The sequence below is a fragment of the Marinobacter denitrificans genome (assembly GCF_008795955.1).
In the GTDB taxonomy this organism is placed as follows: Bacteria; Pseudomonadota; Gammaproteobacteria; order Pseudomonadales; family Oleiphilaceae; genus Marinobacter; species Marinobacter denitrificans.
Window position 1 is genome coordinate 183,074 of record NZ_VMHN01000003.1, and the last position, 19,648, is coordinate 202,721.

The window sequence follows — 19,648 nt, forward strand, 5'->3', positions numbered from 1 at the left end:
TGGTGGAGATTTGCCACTTAACGGCCCTGGTGGCGCATGAAGTGGCGACTGTAGCGACTGGCCAGGTTGTTTACATCCAGCACCACCAGCAGGTCTGCACAACGGAAATCCGGGTCCCAGCAGGGCTCTCCGCACACACGGGCACCGAGCCGCATATAGGCTTTGATCAGCGCCGGGACATCGACTGGCCGGTCTTCACTGACGGAATGGGTGAGATGGGGGAGCGCTCGCAAGGGGGTCACCCGGTATTTTTCACTGGCCAGGAATTCCCGTTGCAGGTAGCGGGCAATGCGCCAGGCTTTCAGACCCCCATCGGACATGCCGATGCTGGCACATCCGATCAGGTAGTCTACGCTACGTGATACCAGATATTCCGCCACCGAAGCCCATAGCAGGCTGATGGTGGCGCCGTTGCGGTAGTCGGGGTGGACGCAGGTGCGTCCGAGTTCGGCCACGGTTCCCGGGAGCTGATACAGCGAAGACAGTTCGAATTCGCCCTCGGAATAGAACCCCCCGGCTTTCATGGCATTGCTGTGATGAAGTACTCGAGTGGTTGCCACCAGCCTGCCGGTATTCTCATCGGAGACAACCAGATGATCGCAGTAGGGGTCAAACTCGTCGGCGTCGATTCCGGGAATGGCAGCTCCCAGGTCGGAGCCATATTCCTCCGAGAACACCTCATATCGCAGTCTCTGCGCGGCTTCCACGATATCCGGCTGCTGGGTGATCACAGTTTTAAGCCGGCGGACCGGGCGTGATATACGGGCTGTCCGGGCGATCATTTATAGGCCTCTTTTTTGTCCACTTTGGGACAAGGCTATGAACTCGGTGTGACACCGAAATGAACGAGCCATGACGACTTCGTGACAGATGAGTTGGGGCGGGGTCGTAGTGTGACGTTTGTCACGGGCTGTAACGAACGGGCGGTTCCATGTATATTTCTGAATAGCATGTATAATTGCTGTTACAGGAGGTAGCCTGTATTGTCAGTGACATGGCAGACCTTCTGACCAAAGACTCTTGTCCGGCCAGGTGGGGTGAACATGGCCGGAAGCTTCAAAAACCGGAAAAACAAAATCAGAGATGGACGGCGTGGAACAGACGAACGAAAGTTGGCGGATTCTTATAGTCGAAGATGATGAGAGACTGGCGGAGCTGACCAGGGAGTACCTGGAAGGCAATGGTCTGACGGTCGCTCTAGAAACCCACGGTGGCAAAGCGGTAGAGCGTATCCGCCAGGAGCAGCCTGACCTGGTCGTGCTTGACCTGATGTTGCCCGGTGAAGACGGGCTTTCCATCTGCAGGCGTGCCCGGCCATTCTATCCCGGCCCCATCATCATGCTCACCGCCCGTACGGATGATCTCGATCAGGTGCTCGGTCTGGAAATGGGGGCTGATGATTACATTGGCAAACCCGTTCAGCCCAGGGTGCTGCTGGCAAGAATCCGTGCTTTGCTGAGGCGGGTTACCGAGAATGGTTCTGCCTCTGCAGAAGAGGGCAGTGGCGAAGAACCCGTCAGGCTGCAGTTCAATGACCTGGTGGTAGACCGCTCCATGCGCGAAGCGTGGCTGAATGAAGACAGCATTGATCTGACCAGTGCCGAATTCGACCTGCTGTGGTTGTTGGCCAGCAATGCTGGCCGCGTTCTCAGCCGTGAAGAAATCTTTACGGCGCTGAGAGGGATCGAATACGATGGACAGGACCGCTCGATTGACGTCCGGGTGTCACGGATACGGCCCAAGATCGGTGATGACCCCATTCATCCGAGGCGCATAAAAACCGTACGCAGCAAAGGCTATCTGTTTGTAAAGGAAGCCTGACTGTTCAGTCTCTGGCGCTGGCCCGTCCGGGCCGGCGTTCATTGCCAGGGTTATTGCAATGCCCCTCAAGTTTTTTCTCAAGCTGTATGCCCGCCTGATTGGCCTGACCTTTCTGATTCTCCTGCTTTGTGCCGCGCTTTTTCTGGGCGTGAATTCCGTGCGGGAACAGTTCTGGCAGGAGCGCTTTTCGGCGCCATTGCTGCACTGGATTGGGGCTACCTCCTATCCGGAACAGCAATATCATTGGCTTGAGTCATTCTATGATTTCCGCGTAACTCCCCCCGGTGACCTGCCATTCTCCGATGTCATAATGGAGCGTCTGTCCTATGGCCAGGTAGTGGCACTGGAAACCAGTATTGGCCAGCAGGTGATGATTCAGGACGGTCAGGGCCGTGTTCTCGACCTGCGATTCCGGGATATCTACAGTGACGTTGCCGAGGCAACCGCACTGATTGCCCGTATCCATCTCGACGCCACGCCGGCAGAAGGCCGGGAAGATGCCATGGTCCAGCTCTCCGGAGCGCTGGGGGTGGAAATGGTGCCGGTCCAGGACCAGTCCGCACTCCCGGATTCAGATGTTCTGGAGCGTGTCTCGGAGCGTGGAATCTCGCTTTATCATCACCCGTCAAAGGACAGGGCTCATGTGCTGCTTCGGCTGGAGGACGGCACTCTGGTGGATATGGCAATGCCTGCACAGTTCGATCCCTGGGCCTGGCCAGTGATTATGCTCTTGCTGGTTGTTGCAGGCAGTGTGCTGGCGCTGGCGCTCTATCTGGCTCTGAGGGATGTGGACAGCAATCTCCGCGCTGTGGAATCCGTCGCCATTCGTATTGCCCGCGGGGAAATGGGCGCCCGGGTCGACGCCGGCGACAGCCGGCTGGTGTCGCGATTGGCGGCAGCCTTCAACAGCATGGCGGAGCATATCCAGCGATTGGTGGGCGTGCAGCGGGAAATGATCCATGCGGTTTCCCACGAACTGAGAACGCCAGTGGCGCGTATCCGGTTTGGTGTTCAGATGATTGAGAGCGCCAGCAGCCCGGAAGCATTGCAGAAGCAGCTGGACGGCATCGATGGTGATATCCAGGAGCTGGATGAACTGATCGACGAAATACTGACTTACGCAAGGCTTGAGCAGGGCGGACCGGTCTTCGCGCTGCAGGAAACGTCGGTCTCGGACATCGTCCGCCAGGTGGTCAGCGAACAGCAGATGACCCGGCCTGAGCACAGCATTGAGGCGGATATCGACGAAGAATCGGAGCGCTGGTCATTGTCGGATGTGGAGCCCCGGTACCTGCACCGGGCAATCCAGAACCTGGTGGGCAATGCTGCTCGCTATGCCGCCCGGAATGTCAGGGTTCATTGCCAGTTTGATGAAGACAATTGCCGCATCGATGTTGAAGATGATGGCCCGGGTATCCCGGAAGAGGACTGGGAAAAAGTGTTTACGGCCTTTGCGCGGCTGGATGACAGCCGCACCCGAACCTCGGGAGGTTATGGTCTTGGCTTGTCCATCGTGAGAAGAATTCTGTATTGGCACGGCGGCCAGGCGTTCGTCAGCCGTAGTGACGAGCTGGGCGGTGCCCGGTTCAGTCTGGTATGGCCCCGTAAGAAGCCTACGGAACACAGTCTGTAAGCGAATTTGTGACGGGTTTCTCGGTGTCTCACCGGATGTAACAAACACGCAACACAACCACAACTGAAGGGCTTCTCGATCAGCGGGATACTGTTTGTGTAAGGGATGACTTTTGAGGTTGTAGTTCTTACGAACTTTCCTTGTTTCATTCGTCATTTGAGGGCCGGTTTTCCGGCCCTTTTTTTATGCTCGTCCCTGGAGCCCCCTCTTCCCCGGGCTTCTGCCCATAGCGTTCTCCCCCATCCTTTGAGAAGATTGCGGCATCAACAACAATGATGCAGATAACTCTGAAAGGACGCCTGAAATGACCCAGTACCTGCTCGCCATCGACCAGGGAACAACCAGCTCCCGCGCCATCGTGTTCGACGCAACCGGCGCCTCTGTGGCTACTGCGCAACAGGAATTCCACCAGTATTTTCCCAAAGATGGTCAGGTTGAACATGATGCCCGTGAAATCTGGGACAGCACCCTGGTGGTTTGCCGCGAAGCGCTGAAAGAGTCGGGCCTCAGAGCGTCAGAACTGGCCGGTATCGGCATCACCAACCAGCGTGAAACCACGGTAATCTGGGATCGAAAAACCGGCGAGCCTATCCACCATGCCATTGTCTGGCAGGATCGACGCACGGCCTCAGTTTGTACAAAGCTCAAAGCCGATGACCACGAGAATACGGTTGTTGATCGCACGGGGTTGCTTATTGACCCTTATTTTTCCGCCACCAAGATCGCCTGGATACTGGATAACGTTGAAGGCGCGAGGGCCAGAGCCGAAGCAGGGGAACTTGCTTTCGGTACCGTCGACAGCTGGCTGTTGTGGAATCTCACGAGCGGCCGGTCGCACCGCACCGATGCCACCAACGCCTCCCGTACCGCGTTGTTCAATATCCACGAACAGCAGTGGGACGATGAATTGCTGACACTGTTCCGGGTCCCCCGCGAACTGCTACCCGAGGTGCTGGATTCGGCGGCGGACTTTGGCATCACCGACGAGCACTGGCTGGGCGCTCCCGTGCCGGTGGCGGGCATTGCCGGGGACCAGCATGCCGCTCTGGTCGGTCAGGCCTGTTTTGAGCCAGGCATGGCGAAGAGCACATACGGAACTGGCTGTTTTCTGATGCTGAATACGGGAGAGAAAGCGCTGCGTTCAGAAAACAGGCTGTTGACTACCATGGCCTATCGCCTCAATGGCAAGCCCTGCTACGCAATGGAGGGCAGCATATTTGTTGCCGGGGCTGCCATGCAGTGGTTGCGGGACGGCCTCCGACTGATCAGTCACGCCAGTGAGTCGTCTGCCTATGCGGCCAAGGTGGGGGTGGATAATGCGGTTTACCTGGTGCCAGCCTTTACCGGACTGGGCGCTCCGCACTGGGACCCTCATGCCCGCGGAGCAATAATGGGACTGACCCGGGATACCGGCATTGGCGAAATCGTCACTGCCGGGCTGCAGTCCGTGTGCTACCAGACCAAGGATCTGATACGGGCGGTACTGAACGATGGGGCGTCCCTGCAGACATTACGCGTGGATGGCGGCATGGTGGTGAATGACTGGGTGATGCAGTTTCTGGCGGACATTCTGAACGTGTCAGTGGATCGCCCGAGGGTCACGGAAACCACAGCTCTGGGGGCTGCCTACCTGGCAGGCCTGCAGACAGGCGTTTATCAAAGTCTGGAGGAGATAGCGCAGTTGTGGGCGCGTGAACGCCGTTTTGAGCCGGTGATGCAGCCGGCCCTGAGGGAAAGGCTCTACGCTGGCTGGCTGGATGCCGTCGAACGGGTCTGTAATAACTGAACCGGTAAAGGATGCCCGGTTCAGACCCGCTCGAACGCGATCAGATGGTCGGCTTCAACCCGCACCGGTACAAGTTCGCCCAGATAAAAGTCCAGGTGGCTACGGAACAGCGCTTCGAATTCGGTGTCTTCCGAGCAACGGAACCGATAGAGAGTTGAGGTGCCGGCAAAGGTCTTTTCCACAACCCGGGGTTTCAGGTCCGACTCCGCATCATAAACAATGTCATCCGGGCGAATCAGTACATCTACCAGGGTGCCGGGCTTCCACTTGTACGCCCGGTTACCGCGGATGACCCCAAGCTCAGATTCTATCGTATCGGGCCCCAGCGTTTTCCCGGGTATGAATCCGCCCTGACCAACAAAGCCGGCCACAAAGCGATTGGCAGGCTCATGATAAAGGTTATAGGGCACATCCCATTGCTGGATGCCGCCATCCTTCAGAACCGCCACCTGATCACACATCGCGAAGGCTTCCTGTTGGTCATGGGTGACCAGAATGGCGCTGATGCCGAGGGTTTTCAGGATTTCCCTGACGTCGAGGCTGAGCCGGCGACGAAGGTCTGCATCCAGGTTCGAGAACGGCTCGTCCAGCAGGATCAGTGTCGGCTCGGGAGCCAGCGCCCGGGCAAGCGCCACACGTTGCTGCTGGCCACCGGAAAGTTCGTGGGGATAGCTTCCTGCAAGGTCCTGAAGATGAACCAGTTGCAGCAGTTCCATGACCTTCTGGCGCTTTTCTTTCCGGTCTTCGTTACGCAGGCCGAATCCCACATTTTCGGCAATCGTCAGGTGGGGAAAGAGGGCGTAGTCCTGAAACACCATGCCGATACGCCGCTTTTCCGGCGCCAGGGTGCGGCCGGGAAGACTGATAGAACTGGACTGTAGGCGAATCTCACCGGTATTGATGGGCAGAAACCCGGCCAGCGCCCGCAGAATGGTGCTTTTACCGCAGCCACTGGGACCCAGCAGGCAGCCGATGTCGCCGTGGCTGAGAGCAAAGCTGACGTCCTTCACAACAGAGCCGTCACCATAGCCGCAGGAGAGGTTGTTTACTTCCAGCAGCCAGTCGGCGGGCTGTACCAGGCTTTCGCTCATCCAGTCAGTCCAGTCGATTGAGTATCAGAAACTCGAGCAATGCTTTCTGGGCATGCAGGCGATTTTCGGCTTCGTCCCAGACGACGGAGCGCGGATGCTCCATCATGTCTGCTGAGATCTCCTCACCGCGATGGGCAGGCAGGCAATGCATGAACAAGGCGTCCTTGTCTGCCAGCTTCATCAGTTCAGGGTTGATCTGATAATTGCGGAAAGCCTTCTCCCGCGCTTTCTGCTCATCTTCCTGACCCATGGAGGCCCATACATCGGTGACCAGCAGGTCCGCGCCTTTGGCGGCCTCAGCCGGATCACGAACAATGGAGACATGCTGTCCCTGGTCTTCGATCAGCCTGTTGTCGGGTTCATAACCTTCCGGGCAGGCGACACGAAGGTTGAATCCGAACTGTGCGGCGGCATTGATATAGGACTGGCACATGTTATTGCCGTCGCCGATCCAGGCCACGGTGCCGCCGCGTATACTGCCGCGATGTTCACGGTAGGTCTGCATGTCCGCCAGCAGTTGGCAGGGGTGGAAGTCGTCTGTGAGCGCATTGATGACGGGAGCTCTCGACGCTGCCGCAAACTTCTCTACAGTGCTGTGAGCGAAAGTGCGGATCATTACCGCATCCACCATGCTCGAGATAACGATGGCAGAATCTTCAATGGGCTCTCCGCGGCCAAGCTGGGTGTCGCGGGGGGACAGGAAGAGGGCGGCGCCACCGAGTTGTGTCATACCGGCTTCAAAAGAAACCCGGGTGCGGGTGGAGGATTTCTCGAAGATCATGGCAAGAACCCGGTTCTTCAGAGTTTCCCGTACGGTTCCCTGGCGCCACTCCGTGCGGAGCCGGGTGCCGTGATCCAGCAGTTGCTCGAGTTCGTCCGAGCTCAGGTCATTGAGTGTGAGAAAATGTCTTGCTGCCATGCGATGGCCCTTAGTTAATCGATAACCCTGTCTTTGATTTCCGGGGCATGTTCGTGGTTACAACCGGCCCGCGCAGTCATTGTCCTGGAACGACAACACGCCAGCTTGCGGCGAAAGTCGCACTGGCGGGATTCAAAGACGGGGGTTGCCTGGCTGCCTGAAAGACAGGGGCTCAAGTCTAGCCCGTCGGGGGGCTGAAGACAACGCCAGGGGCCGGGCGGTTGCGTTGGATCAATACCAGTGTTTGGTGCCAATGCCGGGACGTGTACAATGGAACCAGTCAGGTGGCCGCAAGGCAATCCCGTTTTCAATGAGAGGTACGTATCCATGGATATCAACGAAACTATCAAGAGCCAGCTCGAGGAAAACCCCATTATCCTTTACATGAAGGGTACACCTCAGGCCCCACAGTGTGGCTTCTCCGCCAAGACCGTTCAGGCCCTGATGGCCTGTGGCGAGCGGTTTGCCTTCGTGAATATTCTCGACAATCAGGAATTGCGTGAAGGCCTGAAGGTCTACTCAAGCTGGCCGACCTATCCACAGCTTTATATCAGCGGCGAGCTGGTAGGTGGCTGCGATATCATTCTGGAAATGTCCGAGAGTGGTGAGCTGGCCGAGCAGGTCAAGGCTGCTGCCAAGCAGGCCGAAGCCTGAGAAACCCTCGTTTAGTTTAAAGGCGTTCCGGGGTGAAAATCAGTTCAACCCGGAAACGCTGCCTTCCTGAATGATCCTGCGGTGGTTCGGGGTACGGGCTGGCAAGCAACGCCGCCTGGTACACAGCCTTGTCAATCTCCTGAAATCCCGTTGACTGAGTTACCTTCGCACTAGTCAGCGCACCGCTGGGCATAAGCTGTAATTCCAGCTCCATGGTTACCGGCTGCTTGATGCGATGGCTGGAAGGAACCGGGCGTTTGTCCAGCTCCTTGCCGACCCGGGCCGCCAGACGTGCGAGATATGGGTCGGTTTCCTGCACTGAACGGCTGATCTGTGTTATCGGTTCTGGTTCTGTCTCTGGCTCAACAGCCGCCTCCGGCTTGCCCGCGGTTGAGGCGACGGATGAACGGGAAGGCGTGGATTGGTCTGCAGGCTCGGGAGAGGGGCGTTCCGGTGGTGAAGGTCTTGAAGGTTCATCCGGGGGTATGTCGTGATTACGGGGTGAGTCCAGGGCCACAATTTCGGGTCGGGTAGCGGATTGGTTGTCGCTGGGCCGTGCCGCTGCGCTGGCAATGTTCTCGGGCGAGGCCTCGCTGTCGGGGCTAATCAGCTCTACCCGCACGGTCCGACGGTGGGATTCCATCTCGGGGAGCGTGAAGGGCAGCGCTGACATCACCAGGGTATGGAGCAGCAAGGCAATCGATATTGCTAGGGTAATCCGGTACTTTCCCGGAAGACCGGTAACACTGCCATGCTCCAGCATTGATGCCAGCTTACCCCGCCTTACTCCGCAAAGTGCCCACAACGGCGTCCAGCGCCCGGTCAATCAGCGCGCCTTGCTCAAGTACGGTCAGGCGCCCGCGCCGCATTTCATGAGCAAGATCGGTACGGGATTTCTCAATAACCTTGAGGCCCATGCGGTTAACGAAAACGAAGCAGTCGGCCTCTTCGATAATCGCAGATAGCTTGCAGCGGAAACTGGCTCCGTTAACCAGATTGAATTCCACCCAGTTACCAATTTCAATAGCATCTATCTGCGCGACGAACTCGGCAATTGCAGCCTCTTCCAGCTCCTGTTGCCTTTGTATGGCGGTCTGGTGGCTGATAGGGAGCTCGTCCTCGTCTTCAGGTTCCTCCGGGGGAGAGTCTTCCATGGCTTCTGCAAGCGCATTGGCGCGGAAAGCCTCGGTCAACTCATGCTTGAGGTCCGACATCATTTCATCCAGCTTGGATGAATTGTAGGAAACTTCCTCAAGGCCGGCTCTCAGCGATTTCAGCAGTCCCGGTACCACCCGCACCCACTGGTCCCGCTCTTCGTCGTCCTGATGGGGGTGCAGGCACCAGATCAGGTCGTCTACGACCCGGACCGTCTGAGGCCAGCGATGCTCCACGTCATCCCTCAGGTAGGCCAAGAACATTACCCGGCTCCAACCGTTCAACAGAATATTTCGCACCGGTTCCTGAAGCTTGTAACGCGCCAGCTTTTTCTGGAGTAGTTCGTCTACGGTTTCCTGGGCTTTCTGGGATTTGATCCGGCCGCGCTCGGACTCCCGGGTGCGTTGCTCCACCAGGGAGGACTTGCGATTCTCTCTGGCGAGGAACTGTTCAAATTCGTCACAAAGGGTTTCGAACAGGGTTACGTCTCCGTCGAATTCGTTCAGGATACGGGCAACCACCGCATGAATCTGCTCATACAGTTTGTCCCTGGCTTTTTCGTCGCTTTCACTCCAGCCGATGCCGGCCCTGGCAAGCGAGTTAAGCAGGCGGCGGGCAGGGTGAGTGGCTTTGCTGAAGAACGTCTTGTCCTTGATCACCACTTTGAGAATAGGAATCTGTAGCCGGCTGATCAGCACCTGTACCGGTGCGGACAGGTTGTAATCGTCGAGGATGAACTCGAACAGCATGGACACCAGATTGATCAGGTCCTCGTCCATTTCGTTCAGCGCGGGCTTCTTGCCATCACTGGTATTTTCGGCCCGGGATAGTAATTGTTGGACAACCTGATACAGGTCGACCATCACCGGCTCGCCGGCACTCAGGTTACCGCTTACCTGCTCCCCCGGAGGTTGCTGGGGAAGCGATCCCAGCAGGCTGGCGAGTTCTGCGCCGCCAATCACATGAACGTTCGGATCAGACGCGCGGGGCGGAATGCCGGAATTAGCGCGCTGATGCGCGAGCATCTGCCGGATTTGCTCGAACATCGCACCTTCGTGGTGCCCTTGCTGGCCACTGGCGGCAGGCGCCGATTCACCACCAGTCGCTTCGCCGGACGTGGTGCCAGGGGCCGAGCTGTCCTGTTGCTTGCCGGCTTTACCGTGGTAGCGGAAATTGGGGATGACGCCGGCCTGGATCAGTATCCGGTTGGCTTCATCCAGCAACATGCCAAGGTTGGATACCACGTAACGGTCAAACTGCTTGAGCAGGATCAGACGCTCGCGAATCTGAATCTCGAGGGCCTGAATGGCTTCCACGAAGGCACTGCAAAGGTGCTCGGGGGCCATGGGGTTGACGGGCACGTCTTCACTGGCGCCCGGATAGACAACACTGAATCGGGTTTGCAGTTGAAGCAGTGGGCCCTGGAAGTGCGCCTTGGACTTGGTAATCATGGCGTTGAGCGCAACCTGTTCTTCCAGGTCGTCGTCGCCCACCAGAGACAGGCTATCTGAGTTGGTCTGGCTGGCCAGGCTTTCGTCTGCCGCTACGCTGCCGCTGCGAGGCGGGTTTGCAAACAACTGTGCAACCGCATTCTGGAAGTGGCGTTCGACACCCTTCCGTTTGATGCGGATTTCGCGCATGGCTTCAAAATAGCGGTTCTGCTCGTTGTTGCTTCTGGCATTATTTGCCAGCTCGAACAGCGAGTCATCAACCGCGTCAAATGCACCCTGCAACAAATCTCCCAGTCCGGCAACGACAGTGTCACGGATACGGACCACCTGTGCAGGTACGGGATTCGAACTCCCAGCCTCCCGGTGCTCGCGGAGATAATGTATGCCGGACTGCTTATTCATGGCCGACTCCTGTGTGCGCCTCAACCGGATACATGACCGAGCTTAATACTGTGTTTATTGGTTATACGTTAAATCTACCTCATTTTAACACTTGGTAACATGACCAAATGCTAACTGAGCCTATAAATAAAAAAATTCCGGGATACCTGAAGGCACCCCGGTTTTCAGAAGATCGTATTGGCGCGCGTCAGCTTACATATACCGGGCCAATACCCACACTCCATATCACAACGGTAATGGCCAGCAGACCAACAAACATGACTAGTCCAACCGTCAGCACGGCAGAGGCGAACATGAATCCGCGATCTTCGGGTATTTTCATCAGGATCGGTAACCCTTCATAAAGCAGGTAGACAGCATAGGCAACGGCAATCAGGCCCACGACCATGTTTACCCAAATGTTGGGATACACCGCAGCTATGCCCAGCAAAAATACCGGCGTTGCCGTATAGGCTGCCAACGTAACGCCTCTCGGATTACTGTCCTTGACTTCGTATGTTGCGGCAAAAAAATCGATGAATCGGCCAATAATATAAATGCCTGTCAGCATGGCCAGATAAAAGAGGGCAGTCAGCTGCAGGGCGCTGGTAGTTGTCAGTCTGATAACCTGGCCGTCACCGATTTGCCAGCCGACCTGTGTGCTGCCGTAGAAGCCGGCAATGGCCGGGATGAGTCCCAGCAACAGAACATGGCCCAAGTAAAGCCTGCCAAGGGATTCCGGCTCATTACGAATGGCTTCCCATTCACGATCCGGGTGCGTAAGCAGACCCAGGGTATGGGTTAGACTCATGGACGTACTCCTGTTCATTATTGTTATATCTCAAGCCTTCAGTTTTGGTGGGAAAGGCTTTTCGGTCAAGGGAAAGATTAAACTTTCCTATTTCTAACAGAATTGCTGTTATAACCGGATAGCCTACTTGAGGGAGCGTTTTTTTCGTTTCTTGGGGTGAACGATGGCTGCCTTGACCACGTTATCCTTGATCTGCAGGACTTCAACCCGGTGCCCGCCCACTTTAAGGCAGACGTTCGTTTCCGGAATGTTTTCCAGTGTTTCGGTGATCAGCCCGTTCAGAGTCTTGGGCCCGTCAATCGGAAGCTTCCAGCCCAGGGTCTTGTTAATGGTTCTGACTGCCGAGGTACCGTCAATAATATAGGTGCCGTCATCCTGGGGGATGATGTCCGGGCTGGTGGCGGCGTAGTCGGTTGTAAACTCACCCACAATTTCTTCCAGTATGTCTTCCAGGGTGGCCAGGCCAAGAACTTCCCCGTATTCGTCAACCACGATTCCGAAGCGCCGCTTTTCTTTCTGGAAATTGATCAGTTGGGTGTTCAGCGGCGTGCTTTCCGGAATGAAGTAGGGGTCCCGGCAAAGCTGCATCAGCATGGTCTTGTTGATGTCATCCTGCAGAAGCAGTCTGGAGACGTTTCGCAGGTGAAGCACGCCCTGTATGTTATTGATGTCGCCTTTGAAAACCGGCAAGCGGGTATGCTGGCTGCTTCTCAGTTGGCGCAGGATGGTGTCCAGGTCGTCGTCCAGGTCGATACCGACCACCTCATTTCGGGGCACCATGATGTCGTTCACGGTTACCTTTTCGAGGTCCAGAATGCTGACCAGCATGTCCTTGTGTTTGGCAGGGATCAGCGCCCCCGCTTCGTTAACGAGGGTTCTGAGCTCCTCACGGCTGAGGTGCTCGTTGGCGGCATCGTTGGCGGATACCCCTATGATCTTCAGAATGGCGCCGGTAAACAGGTTCACCGCCCAGACAACAGGGTAGAGTATCTTCAGCAGTGGCCCCAACACGTGGCTGGCGGGAAAAGCAATTTTTTCCGGAAACAGGGCGGCGAGGGTTTTGGGGGTTACTTCCGCGAATATCAGGATGACAATGGTCAGCAGTACGGTGGCGATGGCGATGCCGGCATCGCCCCAGATGCGAATGGCGATGACGGTGGCAATCGCGGAGGCAAAAATGTTGACGAAATTGTTGCCGATAAGGATGACGCCGATCAGCTGGTCCGTGCGGTTCAGCAATCCCTGAGCCCGTTTGGCGCCCTTGTGACCAGTCTTGGCCATATGCTTCAACCGGTAACGATTAAGCGACATCATTCCGGTTTCGGAGCTGGAGAAGAAGGCAGACAGCAGGATGAGCCCCGCCAAAATGATGAACAGCGCGGTGAGCGATGTCTCGTTCAAGACTGAATGTCCTTATATTGCTGACAAGAGGGGAAAATAGGCGGTTGGTGATCGCAGTGTCAAGTTTGCATCGAACCCGCAGCAGTTAAGAGTGTCATCAGCCGCCCCGGTGGAAGATCAGTTCGAGCACAAACTTGCTGCCATAAAAAGCCAGCATGAGCAGGGCGCAACCCGCGAGAGTCCAGCGACTGGCGGTTATACCGCGCCACCCACGAGTGTACCGGCCGATCAGCAATGCCAGGAAGACGGCCAGGGACAGAAGCGAGAAAACGGTTTTATGGGCCAGATCCTGGGCAAAGATATCGTCGATGAACAGCGCCCCGGTGACAATTGCCAGTACCAGCATCACCACGCCTGCCCAGACCATTTCGAACAGCAGCGATTCCATGGTCTGCAATGGCGGCAGGTTTCTGATCAGTATGCTGTTGTAGTTGTGCTTGAGCTGGCGGTTCTGGAGGTACAGTAACGCTGCCTGTATGGCCGCGAGGGTAAACAGGCTGTAGGCTGTTACCGACAGGGCGATATGGGAGAGCATGCCGTAGCTGTCTTCCGGGACCAGTCGCGAAGAGGAGTGGGTGATAAGGCCCATGATGATGGTCAGCGCTGCAATCGGATACACACCGAGGAAGAGGCTCTGGACAGGCTTGCTCAGGTTAAGTCCCAACAGAAGAAACACAATCAGCCAGGAAATGAGCACCGAACTCTGGAAGAATCCGAAATCGAACCCGCCTTCCTGGTGGACGGTCTGGGCAATCAGCAGGCCATGGGCGGTTAGCGCCAGCATGCCAATAAGAGTGGTTATTGCAATATTGGTATGTACCCGCCCCCTGAAGCTGAGTGCCTGCAGGGCAGTACCGATGCTGTATAGTAATAATGAAGTAACCGCGAGAATCAGCGTTCCCATGACTTCCTTTTAACCACTCTCTGACTGGGGGCGACGGGCTTTCACGCCGATTTGACCGGGCTGGTCGTTTCAGGGCGATAGTCTGGTTATAATGTCGCGATTATGCAACAGGAATCAAGGAACCTGATCGGGTTCCCGTGTTTCATGCACTCAATTAATCCGGGTACGGAAGATCAACATGTTTGAAAACCTCCAGGACCGACTTTCCGGCAGCCTGCGCAAAATATCTGGGCAGGCGCGGCTGACTGACGACAATATAAAGGAAACGCTGCGCGAAGTTCGCATGGCGCTTCTGGAGGCAGACGTTGCCCTGCCAGTAGTCAAGGCATTTATAGAGGGTGTGCGTCAGCGGGCCATCGGCCAGGAAGTCCAGCGTAGTCTCAGCCCGGGGCAGGTATTCGTCAAAGTGGTCCAGCAGGAGCTGGAGCGCGTGATGGGGGATGGCAACGAGTCCCTCAATCTGGCAGTAGCGCCCCCGGCCGTAATCATGATGGCGGGTTTGCAGGGTGCCGGTAAGACGACCACCGTAGCCAAGTTGTCCCGTTTCCTCAAAGAGCGGCACAAAAAATCCGTGATGGTTGTGAGTGCGGACGTGTATCGTCCCGCGGCCATTCGCCAGTTGGAAACCCTGGCCGGTGAAGTGGGTGTCGAGTTCTTCCCCAGTTCGGCCGACCAGGATCCGGTAGACATTGCCAACGGTGCCATGGACGCCGCCCGCAAGAAACATATAGATGTAGTGATCCTGGATACCGCGGGTCGCCTCCACGTCGATGAGCAGATGATGGGCGAGATCGGGCGGCTGCACAAAGCGGTCAACCCGGTCGAGACCCTGTTCGTGGTGGATGCCATGACAGGCCAGGACGCTGCCAACACGGCCAAGGCATTCAACGATGCCTTGCCGCTGACGGGTGTGGTTCTTACCAAGACCGATGGCGATGCCCGCGGCGGTGCCGCACTGTCCGTGCGCCACATCACCGGCAAGCCCATCAAGTTCCTGGGTGTGGGGGAGAAGTCTGACGCTCTTGAGCCGTTCCATCCGGATCGGGTGGCATCGCGGATTCTGGGCATGGGGGATGTGCTCTCCCTTATCGAAGAAGCCGAACGCAAGATTGACCAGAAAAAAGCCCAGAAGCTGACAAAGAAGATCAAGAAGGGTAAGAGCTTTGACCTGGAAGATTTCCGCGATCAGCTGCAGCAGATGAAAAACATGGGTGGAATCGGCGGGCTGATGGACAAGCTGCCGGGCATGGGCCAGATGGCGCAGATGGCCCAGCAACAGGTGAACGACAAGTCCATGGGGCAGATGGAGGCCATTATCTGCTCCATGACCCCCAAGGAGCGCCGTTATCCGGATGTGATCAACAATTCTCGCAAACGCCGCATTGCTACCGGCTCCGGTACCCAGATCCAGGACGTCAACCGGCTGCTGAAGCAACACAAGCAAATGCAGAAAATGATGAAGAAATTCGGCAAGAAAGGCGGAATGGCTAACATGATGCGGGGTCTTGGCGGTATGATGCCGCCGGGCGCGGGAGGAGGCGGAATGCCCCCTCGGGGACGTATGTAGAAACCGGGATGTATTCCCTGTTTTCTTTGGCGTTCATTTAGCATAGAATAGCGCCCCTTTCGAGTATGGGTCTTCGCGCCGGCCTTGGTTTGGCGGGTGTGAATCGTACAAAGTTCGTACAACAGAACAGGATATTGGTCGAAATGGTAATAATCCGTTTGGCTCGTGGTGGCTCCAAGAAGCGCCCGTTCTACCATCTGACAGTGACAGACAGCCGCAAATCCCGCGACGGTCGTTTTATCGAGCGCGTTGGCTTCTTTAACCCGATCGCCCGTGGTCAGGAAGAGCGTCTGCGTATTGATCGCGATCGCATCGATCATTGGCTGGGCCAGGGCGCTCAGACCAGCGAGCGCGTTGCCCAGTTGCTGAAAGGCGCTGCGGCAGAGTAACAGAGTTAACGTTTCATCACCGGGGTCAGGGCATGGCGCAGCATTCGCAGGAAACTGTGATTGGTCAGATTACCTCGGTGTTTGGGGTCAAGGGGTGGCTTAAAGTTCACTCTTATACAGACCCCAGAGAAGGGATACTGAACTACCGCGACTGGACTCTGGTCCACAATGGCAAGCGTATCCCGGCAAGGCTTGAGGAAGGTCGCCGGCAGGGCCAGGGGATCGTAGTCAGGCTGAAAGGTATTGACGATCGTGACGTGGCGCGCAGTTACTGCGGCGCCGACGTTATTGTGCCCACCGAAGAGCTGCCAGAGCTCCCCGAAGGGGAATACTACTGGTATCAGCTGGAAGGGCTTGACGTGTTCACGACTGAGGATGAATGCCTCGGAAGAGTGCATCATCTAATAGAAACAGGCTCCAACGATGTCCTGGTGGTGAGGGCTACTGAGGCCTCCATCGACCAGCGTGAGCGGCTGATTCCCTATCGTCCGGACCATGTTGTCCGGAGTGTGGATCTGGCCGGTTCGCGCATGGTAGTCGACTGGGATCCGGAGTTCTGACGGGTGTGGATTGGCGCAGTCAGTCTGTTCCCGGAGATGTTCGCTGCGGTGACAGATTACGGGATTACTGGCAGGGCGGTCAGAGATGGTTTGCTGACGTTCAGGGCCTGGAATCCACGGGAATTTACCCACGATCGTCACCGCACTGTTGACGACCGGCCTTATGGTGGTGGTCCTGGCATGCTGATGAAAATTCAGCCGCTGCGGGATGCCATTCACGCGGCGCGGGCGTCGGCACCCGGCAAAGCCTGCGTGGTTTATCTGTCTCCCCAAGGGGAGCCGATGGATCAGAGCGTGGTTGACTCACTGGCGGCAGAACAGAACCTCATTCTGGTAGCCGGGCGGTACGAGGGTGTTGATGAACGCCTGATATCGGCCGAAGTCGACCGGGAGGTATCACTGGGAGATTTCGTGCTCTCCGGTGGTGAACTGGCAGCCATGGCTGTGATTGATGCGGTTACGCGCCTCATCCCCGGAGCGCTGGGTCATGCGCAGTCGGCAGAGCAGGATTCCTTTGCTGACGGTTTGCTGGATTGTCCGCACTACACCCGGCCCGAGGTTTACGAAGGTCAGGCGGTGCCGGATGTTTTATTGGGCGGTCACCATGATCAGATCCGGCGTTGGCGGCTCAAGCAGTCGCTGAGGCGAACCCGGGAGCGACGCCCCGACCTGCTGGAAAAGCGGGTGTTTACGGACGAAGAGCGTGAGCTGCTGGAAGAGATTTTGAACGAACCGGGTGCCTCTGAATCATCAGGGCATTAAAAGATTGGGTATCAGGAGCACTAACGATGAGCGGCAAGAACAACATCATCAGTCAGATTGAATCAGAGCAGATGACCAAGGAAATCCCTGCCTTTGCGCCGGGTGATACCGTGGTTATCCAGGTGCGTGTAACTGAGGGCAACCGTGAGCGTCTGCAGGCGTTCGAAGGCGTTGTGATTGGTAAGCGCAACCGTGGCATGAACTCTTCCTTCACTGTACGGAAGATTTCCTACGGTGTTGGCGTTGAGCGTACTTTCCAGACCTTCTCCAAGCTGATCGACAGCATCAGCGTGAAGCGTCGCGGTGACGTTCGCCAGGCCAAGCTTTACTACCTGCGCGACCTGTCCGGCAAGGCAGCTCGTATCAAGGAAAAGCTGGGCTGATCAGCACGGGTTGCTGGTCAAGTTCGTCGAAAAAGGCAGCCACTGGCTGCCTTTTTCGTATCTGACCTCCGTAACTGCTTGACGCGGTTCGTTTCGAGTAAGTTGCCATGAGCCCGAACACCACATCCAAAGCCGAAGTGCGGCCCCCCGACGAAGCGATTATTTCGCGCTTCACGGATGCCGTCTGGCTTGAAGATGGCTTGGGTGAGAAAACCCGCCAGGCGTACCGCAGCGACCTTGAGCGGTTGGCGGCCTGGCTGCAGGAACAGCCGGGAAAGCCATTGCTCACAGACGTGCGCCGTACCGATTTGCTGGCCTGGATTTCCCGGGGTTTGGCCGATGGCTTCAAGACGTCAACCGCTGCCCGCCGCCTGTCCGGGCTGCGGCGTTTCTATCGCTACCTTCTGCGGGAAGGGGTGATTTCCGAAGATCCGACGCTACGTATCGATAGTCCCAGGCTCCCGCGTCGCCTTCCGGATTCGTTGTCGGAGGAAGATGTGGACAACCTGCTGTCGGAACCTGACCCGGAGGTTCCCATTGAGCTGCGCGACAAGGCCATGATGGAAATACTGTATGGCTGCGGTTTGCGGGTGTCGGAGCTGGTGGAGTTGACCGTTGATGAGGTGAATCTTCGCCAGGGCGTGGTCCGGATTGTTGGCAAGGGAAACAAGGAGCGGCTGGTGCCTCTCGGAGAGGAGGCCATTGACTGGCTGGTGCGTTACATGAAGGAAGCTCGGGGTGAGCTTCTCAGGGGGCGGTCCTGCGATGCGTTGTTTCCTGGAAACCGCCCCGCTGCGATGACACGACAGACGTTCTGGCATCGAATAAAACACTACGCCGTTCGGGCGGGGGTTCACAAGCATCTGTCCCCCCACACTCTGCGGCATGCTTTCGCCACCCACTTGCTGAATAATGGCGCAGACCTGCGAGTGGTTCAGATGCTGCTGGGCCATTCAGACCTGTCCACCACACAGATCTACACCCATGTGGCGCGGCAGCGATTGCAGTCGCTGCACCAGTCCCACCATCCACGTGGTTAGGTTGATGCCTGGTTGCTGTGGTGCTGCGCCTTGGTACACTGAACTTTTTACGGCGGTCGGTGTCGCAATTGTCGCCATTACGATAGGGCGCGGCGTCAGCCTCGCTGCCCTGATGCCGGAACTCCCTGTGAGCCCTTTAATCTGGAAGCCAATATGTTGATCAAGAGCCTGTTCAAATTCTGCCTGCTGATTGTCGCCTCTACCCTCGGAGGAGTGGCGGCACTTCATGCGGGTGAAGTCGAGGACAATATTACCAAAAAACTGTCAGCCGCAGTTCCTGGCCTGAAAATCTCCGAAGTGCGCAAATCCGAAGCCGAGGGCCTGTACGAGGTGTACAGTAATAACGGCGATACCATCTTTACCACCGCGGATGGTCAGTACATTCTTACCGGCGACCTCCTGAAAATTACCGATAGCGGTATTGCCAACGTCTCGGAGCAGGGGAGGGCGTCGCAACGTGCCCGCACCATGGACGACTTTGGCGGGAAGGGGGTGATCAGCTATGCCGCCAAGGGTGAGCAGAAGGCTTCAATTGCTGTTTTCACCGATATCGATTGCCCATACTGCCGCAAGATGCATGACGAAGTGCCACAGCTTAATGAGATGGGCATTACCGTTAACTACTACGCGTTCCCGCGTTCCGGGCCCAATACCCCCTCATTCCGCAAATACGTTTCCGTCTGGTGTTCTGATGACCAGCAGGCAGCCATGGATGCCGCCAAGCAGGGGCGCAGCGTGGACGAGCAGAGCTGTGAAAATCCCGTCAGCGACCAGTTCCAGCTGGGCGGTCGCGTTGGAGTGACAGGCACCCCGGCAATTGTACTGGAAGACGGTAATATGGTGCGTGGTTACGTGCCGGCCCAAAAACTGGCTGAAGGCCTCGGGCTGCTCTGATAGTCTACCTGACTGAGGCTCAGCCGGTTGCATTGGCAAGGGCTTA

The 19,648-nt window shown here is 56.9% G+C and carries 19 protein-coding genes; 11 read left to right on the plus strand and 8 right to left on the minus strand.

Translation table 11 applies throughout. The features are described from left to right. Window positions 1-17: 17 nt before the first annotated feature. On the minus strand, window positions 18-782 hold the full coding sequence (locus FO268_RS12980) for a GNAT family N-acetyltransferase (RefSeq protein ID WP_150993676.1): 765 nt from the start codon (window positions 780-782) through the stop codon (window positions 18-20). Between the two features lie 301 nt (window positions 783-1,083). On the opposite strand from FO268_RS12980, the gene FO268_RS12985 reads away from it, so the two are divergent. From FO268_RS12985 to glpK, 3 genes are all read left to right on the plus strand, one after another. Next, window positions 1,084-1,821 carry a response regulator gene (locus tag FO268_RS12985; protein ID WP_150993677.1) on the plus strand — a complete coding sequence of 246 codons (738 nt, stop codon included), beginning with the start codon at window positions 1,084-1,086 and terminating at the stop codon, window positions 1,819-1,821. 58 nt (window positions 1,822-1,879) lie between these two features. Continuing rightward, window positions 1,880-3,454 (plus strand): ATP-binding protein, encoded by a 1,575-nt coding sequence (locus tag FO268_RS12990; protein WP_150993679.1) that lies wholly within the window; start codon window positions 1,880-1,882, stop codon window positions 3,452-3,454. Between the two features lie 304 nt (window positions 3,455-3,758). Beyond that, window positions 3,759-5,240, plus strand: coding sequence for a glycerol kinase GlpK (gene glpK / locus FO268_RS12995; RefSeq protein ID WP_150993681.1), 1,482 nt, complete (start codon window positions 3,759-3,761; stop codon window positions 5,238-5,240). Between the two features lie 20 nt (window positions 5,241-5,260). Here the strand turns inward: glpK and FO268_RS13000 are convergent, their stop codons facing one another. Both FO268_RS13000 and argF read right to left on the minus strand, forming a co-directional pair. Beyond that, a complete protein-coding gene (locus FO268_RS13000) occupies window positions 5,261-6,331 on the minus strand; it encodes an ABC transporter ATP-binding protein (protein ID WP_150993684.1) in 1,071 nt (356 codons plus the stop codon). A 4-nt stretch (window positions 6,332-6,335) separates the two neighbouring features. Next, the gene (gene argF / locus FO268_RS13005; protein ID WP_150993685.1) at window positions 6,336-7,250 is read right to left on the minus strand and encodes an ornithine carbamoyltransferase; all 915 of its coding nucleotides are present in this window, start codon (window positions 7,248-7,250) and stop codon (window positions 6,336-6,338) included. A 327-nt stretch (window positions 7,251-7,577) separates the two neighbouring features. On the opposite strand from argF, the gene grxD reads away from it, so the two are divergent. Further along, complete coding sequence (grxD, locus tag FO268_RS13010; RefSeq protein WP_137437519.1) at window positions 7,578-7,904, plus strand: Grx4 family monothiol glutaredoxin; 327 nt, start codon at window positions 7,578-7,580, stop codon at window positions 7,902-7,904. Window positions 7,905-7,920: 16 nt separating this feature from the next. Here the strand turns inward: grxD and FO268_RS13015 are convergent, their stop codons facing one another. From FO268_RS13015 to FO268_RS13035, 5 genes are all read right to left on the minus strand, one after another. Beyond that, window positions 7,921-8,730 (minus strand): energy transducer TonB family protein, encoded by an 810-nt coding sequence (locus FO268_RS13015; RefSeq protein ID WP_150993686.1) that lies wholly within the window; start codon window positions 8,728-8,730, stop codon window positions 7,921-7,923. Next, window positions 8,678-10,912: a DUF1631 domain-containing protein gene (locus FO268_RS13020; protein ID WP_150993687.1), complete on the minus strand. Its 2,235-nt coding sequence runs from the start codon at window positions 10,910-10,912 to the stop codon at window positions 8,678-8,680. The genes FO268_RS13015 and FO268_RS13020 overlap by 53 nt, the downstream gene beginning before the upstream one ends. Before the next feature lie 187 nt (window positions 10,913-11,099). After that, window positions 11,100-11,702, minus strand: coding sequence for a Yip1 family protein (locus FO268_RS13025; protein ID WP_150993689.1), 603 nt, complete (start codon window positions 11,700-11,702; stop codon window positions 11,100-11,102). A gap of 123 nt (window positions 11,703-11,825) precedes the next feature. After that, a complete protein-coding gene (locus tag FO268_RS13030; RefSeq protein ID WP_150993691.1) occupies window positions 11,826-13,103 on the minus strand; it encodes an HlyC/CorC family transporter in 1,278 nt (425 codons plus the stop codon). A 97-nt stretch (window positions 13,104-13,200) separates the two neighbouring features. Then, window positions 13,201-14,007: a cytochrome C assembly family protein gene (locus FO268_RS13035; RefSeq protein WP_150993692.1), complete on the minus strand. Its 807-nt coding sequence runs from the start codon at window positions 14,005-14,007 to the stop codon at window positions 13,201-13,203. Window positions 14,008-14,185: 178 nt separating this feature from the next. Here FO268_RS13035 and ffh point away from each other — a divergent pair, with 178 nt between their 5' ends. The 7 genes from ffh to FO268_RS13070 all read left to right on the plus strand — a co-directional run bounded on the left by ffh (window position 14,186) and on the right by FO268_RS13070 (window position 19,602). Beyond that, on the plus strand, window positions 14,186-15,574 hold the full coding sequence (gene ffh / locus FO268_RS13040; RefSeq protein WP_150993693.1) for a signal recognition particle protein: 1,389 nt from the start codon (window positions 14,186-14,188) through the stop codon (window positions 15,572-15,574). Window positions 15,575-15,717: 143 nt separating this feature from the next. After that, the gene (gene rpsP / locus FO268_RS13045) at window positions 15,718-15,963 is read left to right on the plus strand and encodes a 30S ribosomal protein S16 (protein ID WP_027831197.1); all 246 of its coding nucleotides are present in this window, start codon (window positions 15,718-15,720) and stop codon (window positions 15,961-15,963) included. 32 nt (window positions 15,964-15,995) lie between these two features. Beyond that, entirely contained in the window at window positions 15,996-16,523 is a 528-nt protein-coding gene (gene rimM / locus FO268_RS13050) for a ribosome maturation factor RimM (RefSeq protein WP_150993694.1), read from the plus strand. A 3-nt stretch (window positions 16,524-16,526) separates the two neighbouring features. Continuing rightward, window positions 16,527-17,285 (plus strand): tRNA (guanosine(37)-N1)-methyltransferase TrmD, encoded by a 759-nt coding sequence (gene trmD, locus FO268_RS13055; protein WP_150993695.1) that lies wholly within the window; start codon window positions 16,527-16,529, stop codon window positions 17,283-17,285. A gap of 26 nt (window positions 17,286-17,311) precedes the next feature. After that, window positions 17,312-17,668: a 50S ribosomal protein L19 gene (gene rplS / locus FO268_RS13060; RefSeq protein WP_027831200.1), complete on the plus strand. Its 357-nt coding sequence runs from the start codon at window positions 17,312-17,314 to the stop codon at window positions 17,666-17,668. A 107-nt stretch (window positions 17,669-17,775) separates the two neighbouring features. After that, a complete protein-coding gene (gene xerD, locus FO268_RS13065) occupies window positions 17,776-18,708 on the plus strand; it encodes a site-specific tyrosine recombinase XerD (RefSeq protein WP_191966958.1) in 933 nt (310 codons plus the stop codon). 153 nt (window positions 18,709-18,861) lie between these two features. Beyond that, window positions 18,862-19,602, plus strand: a complete 741-nt coding sequence (locus FO268_RS13070; protein WP_150993697.1) for a thioredoxin fold domain-containing protein — start codon at window positions 18,862-18,864, stop codon at window positions 19,600-19,602. Window positions 19,603-19,648 lie beyond the last annotated feature (46 nt).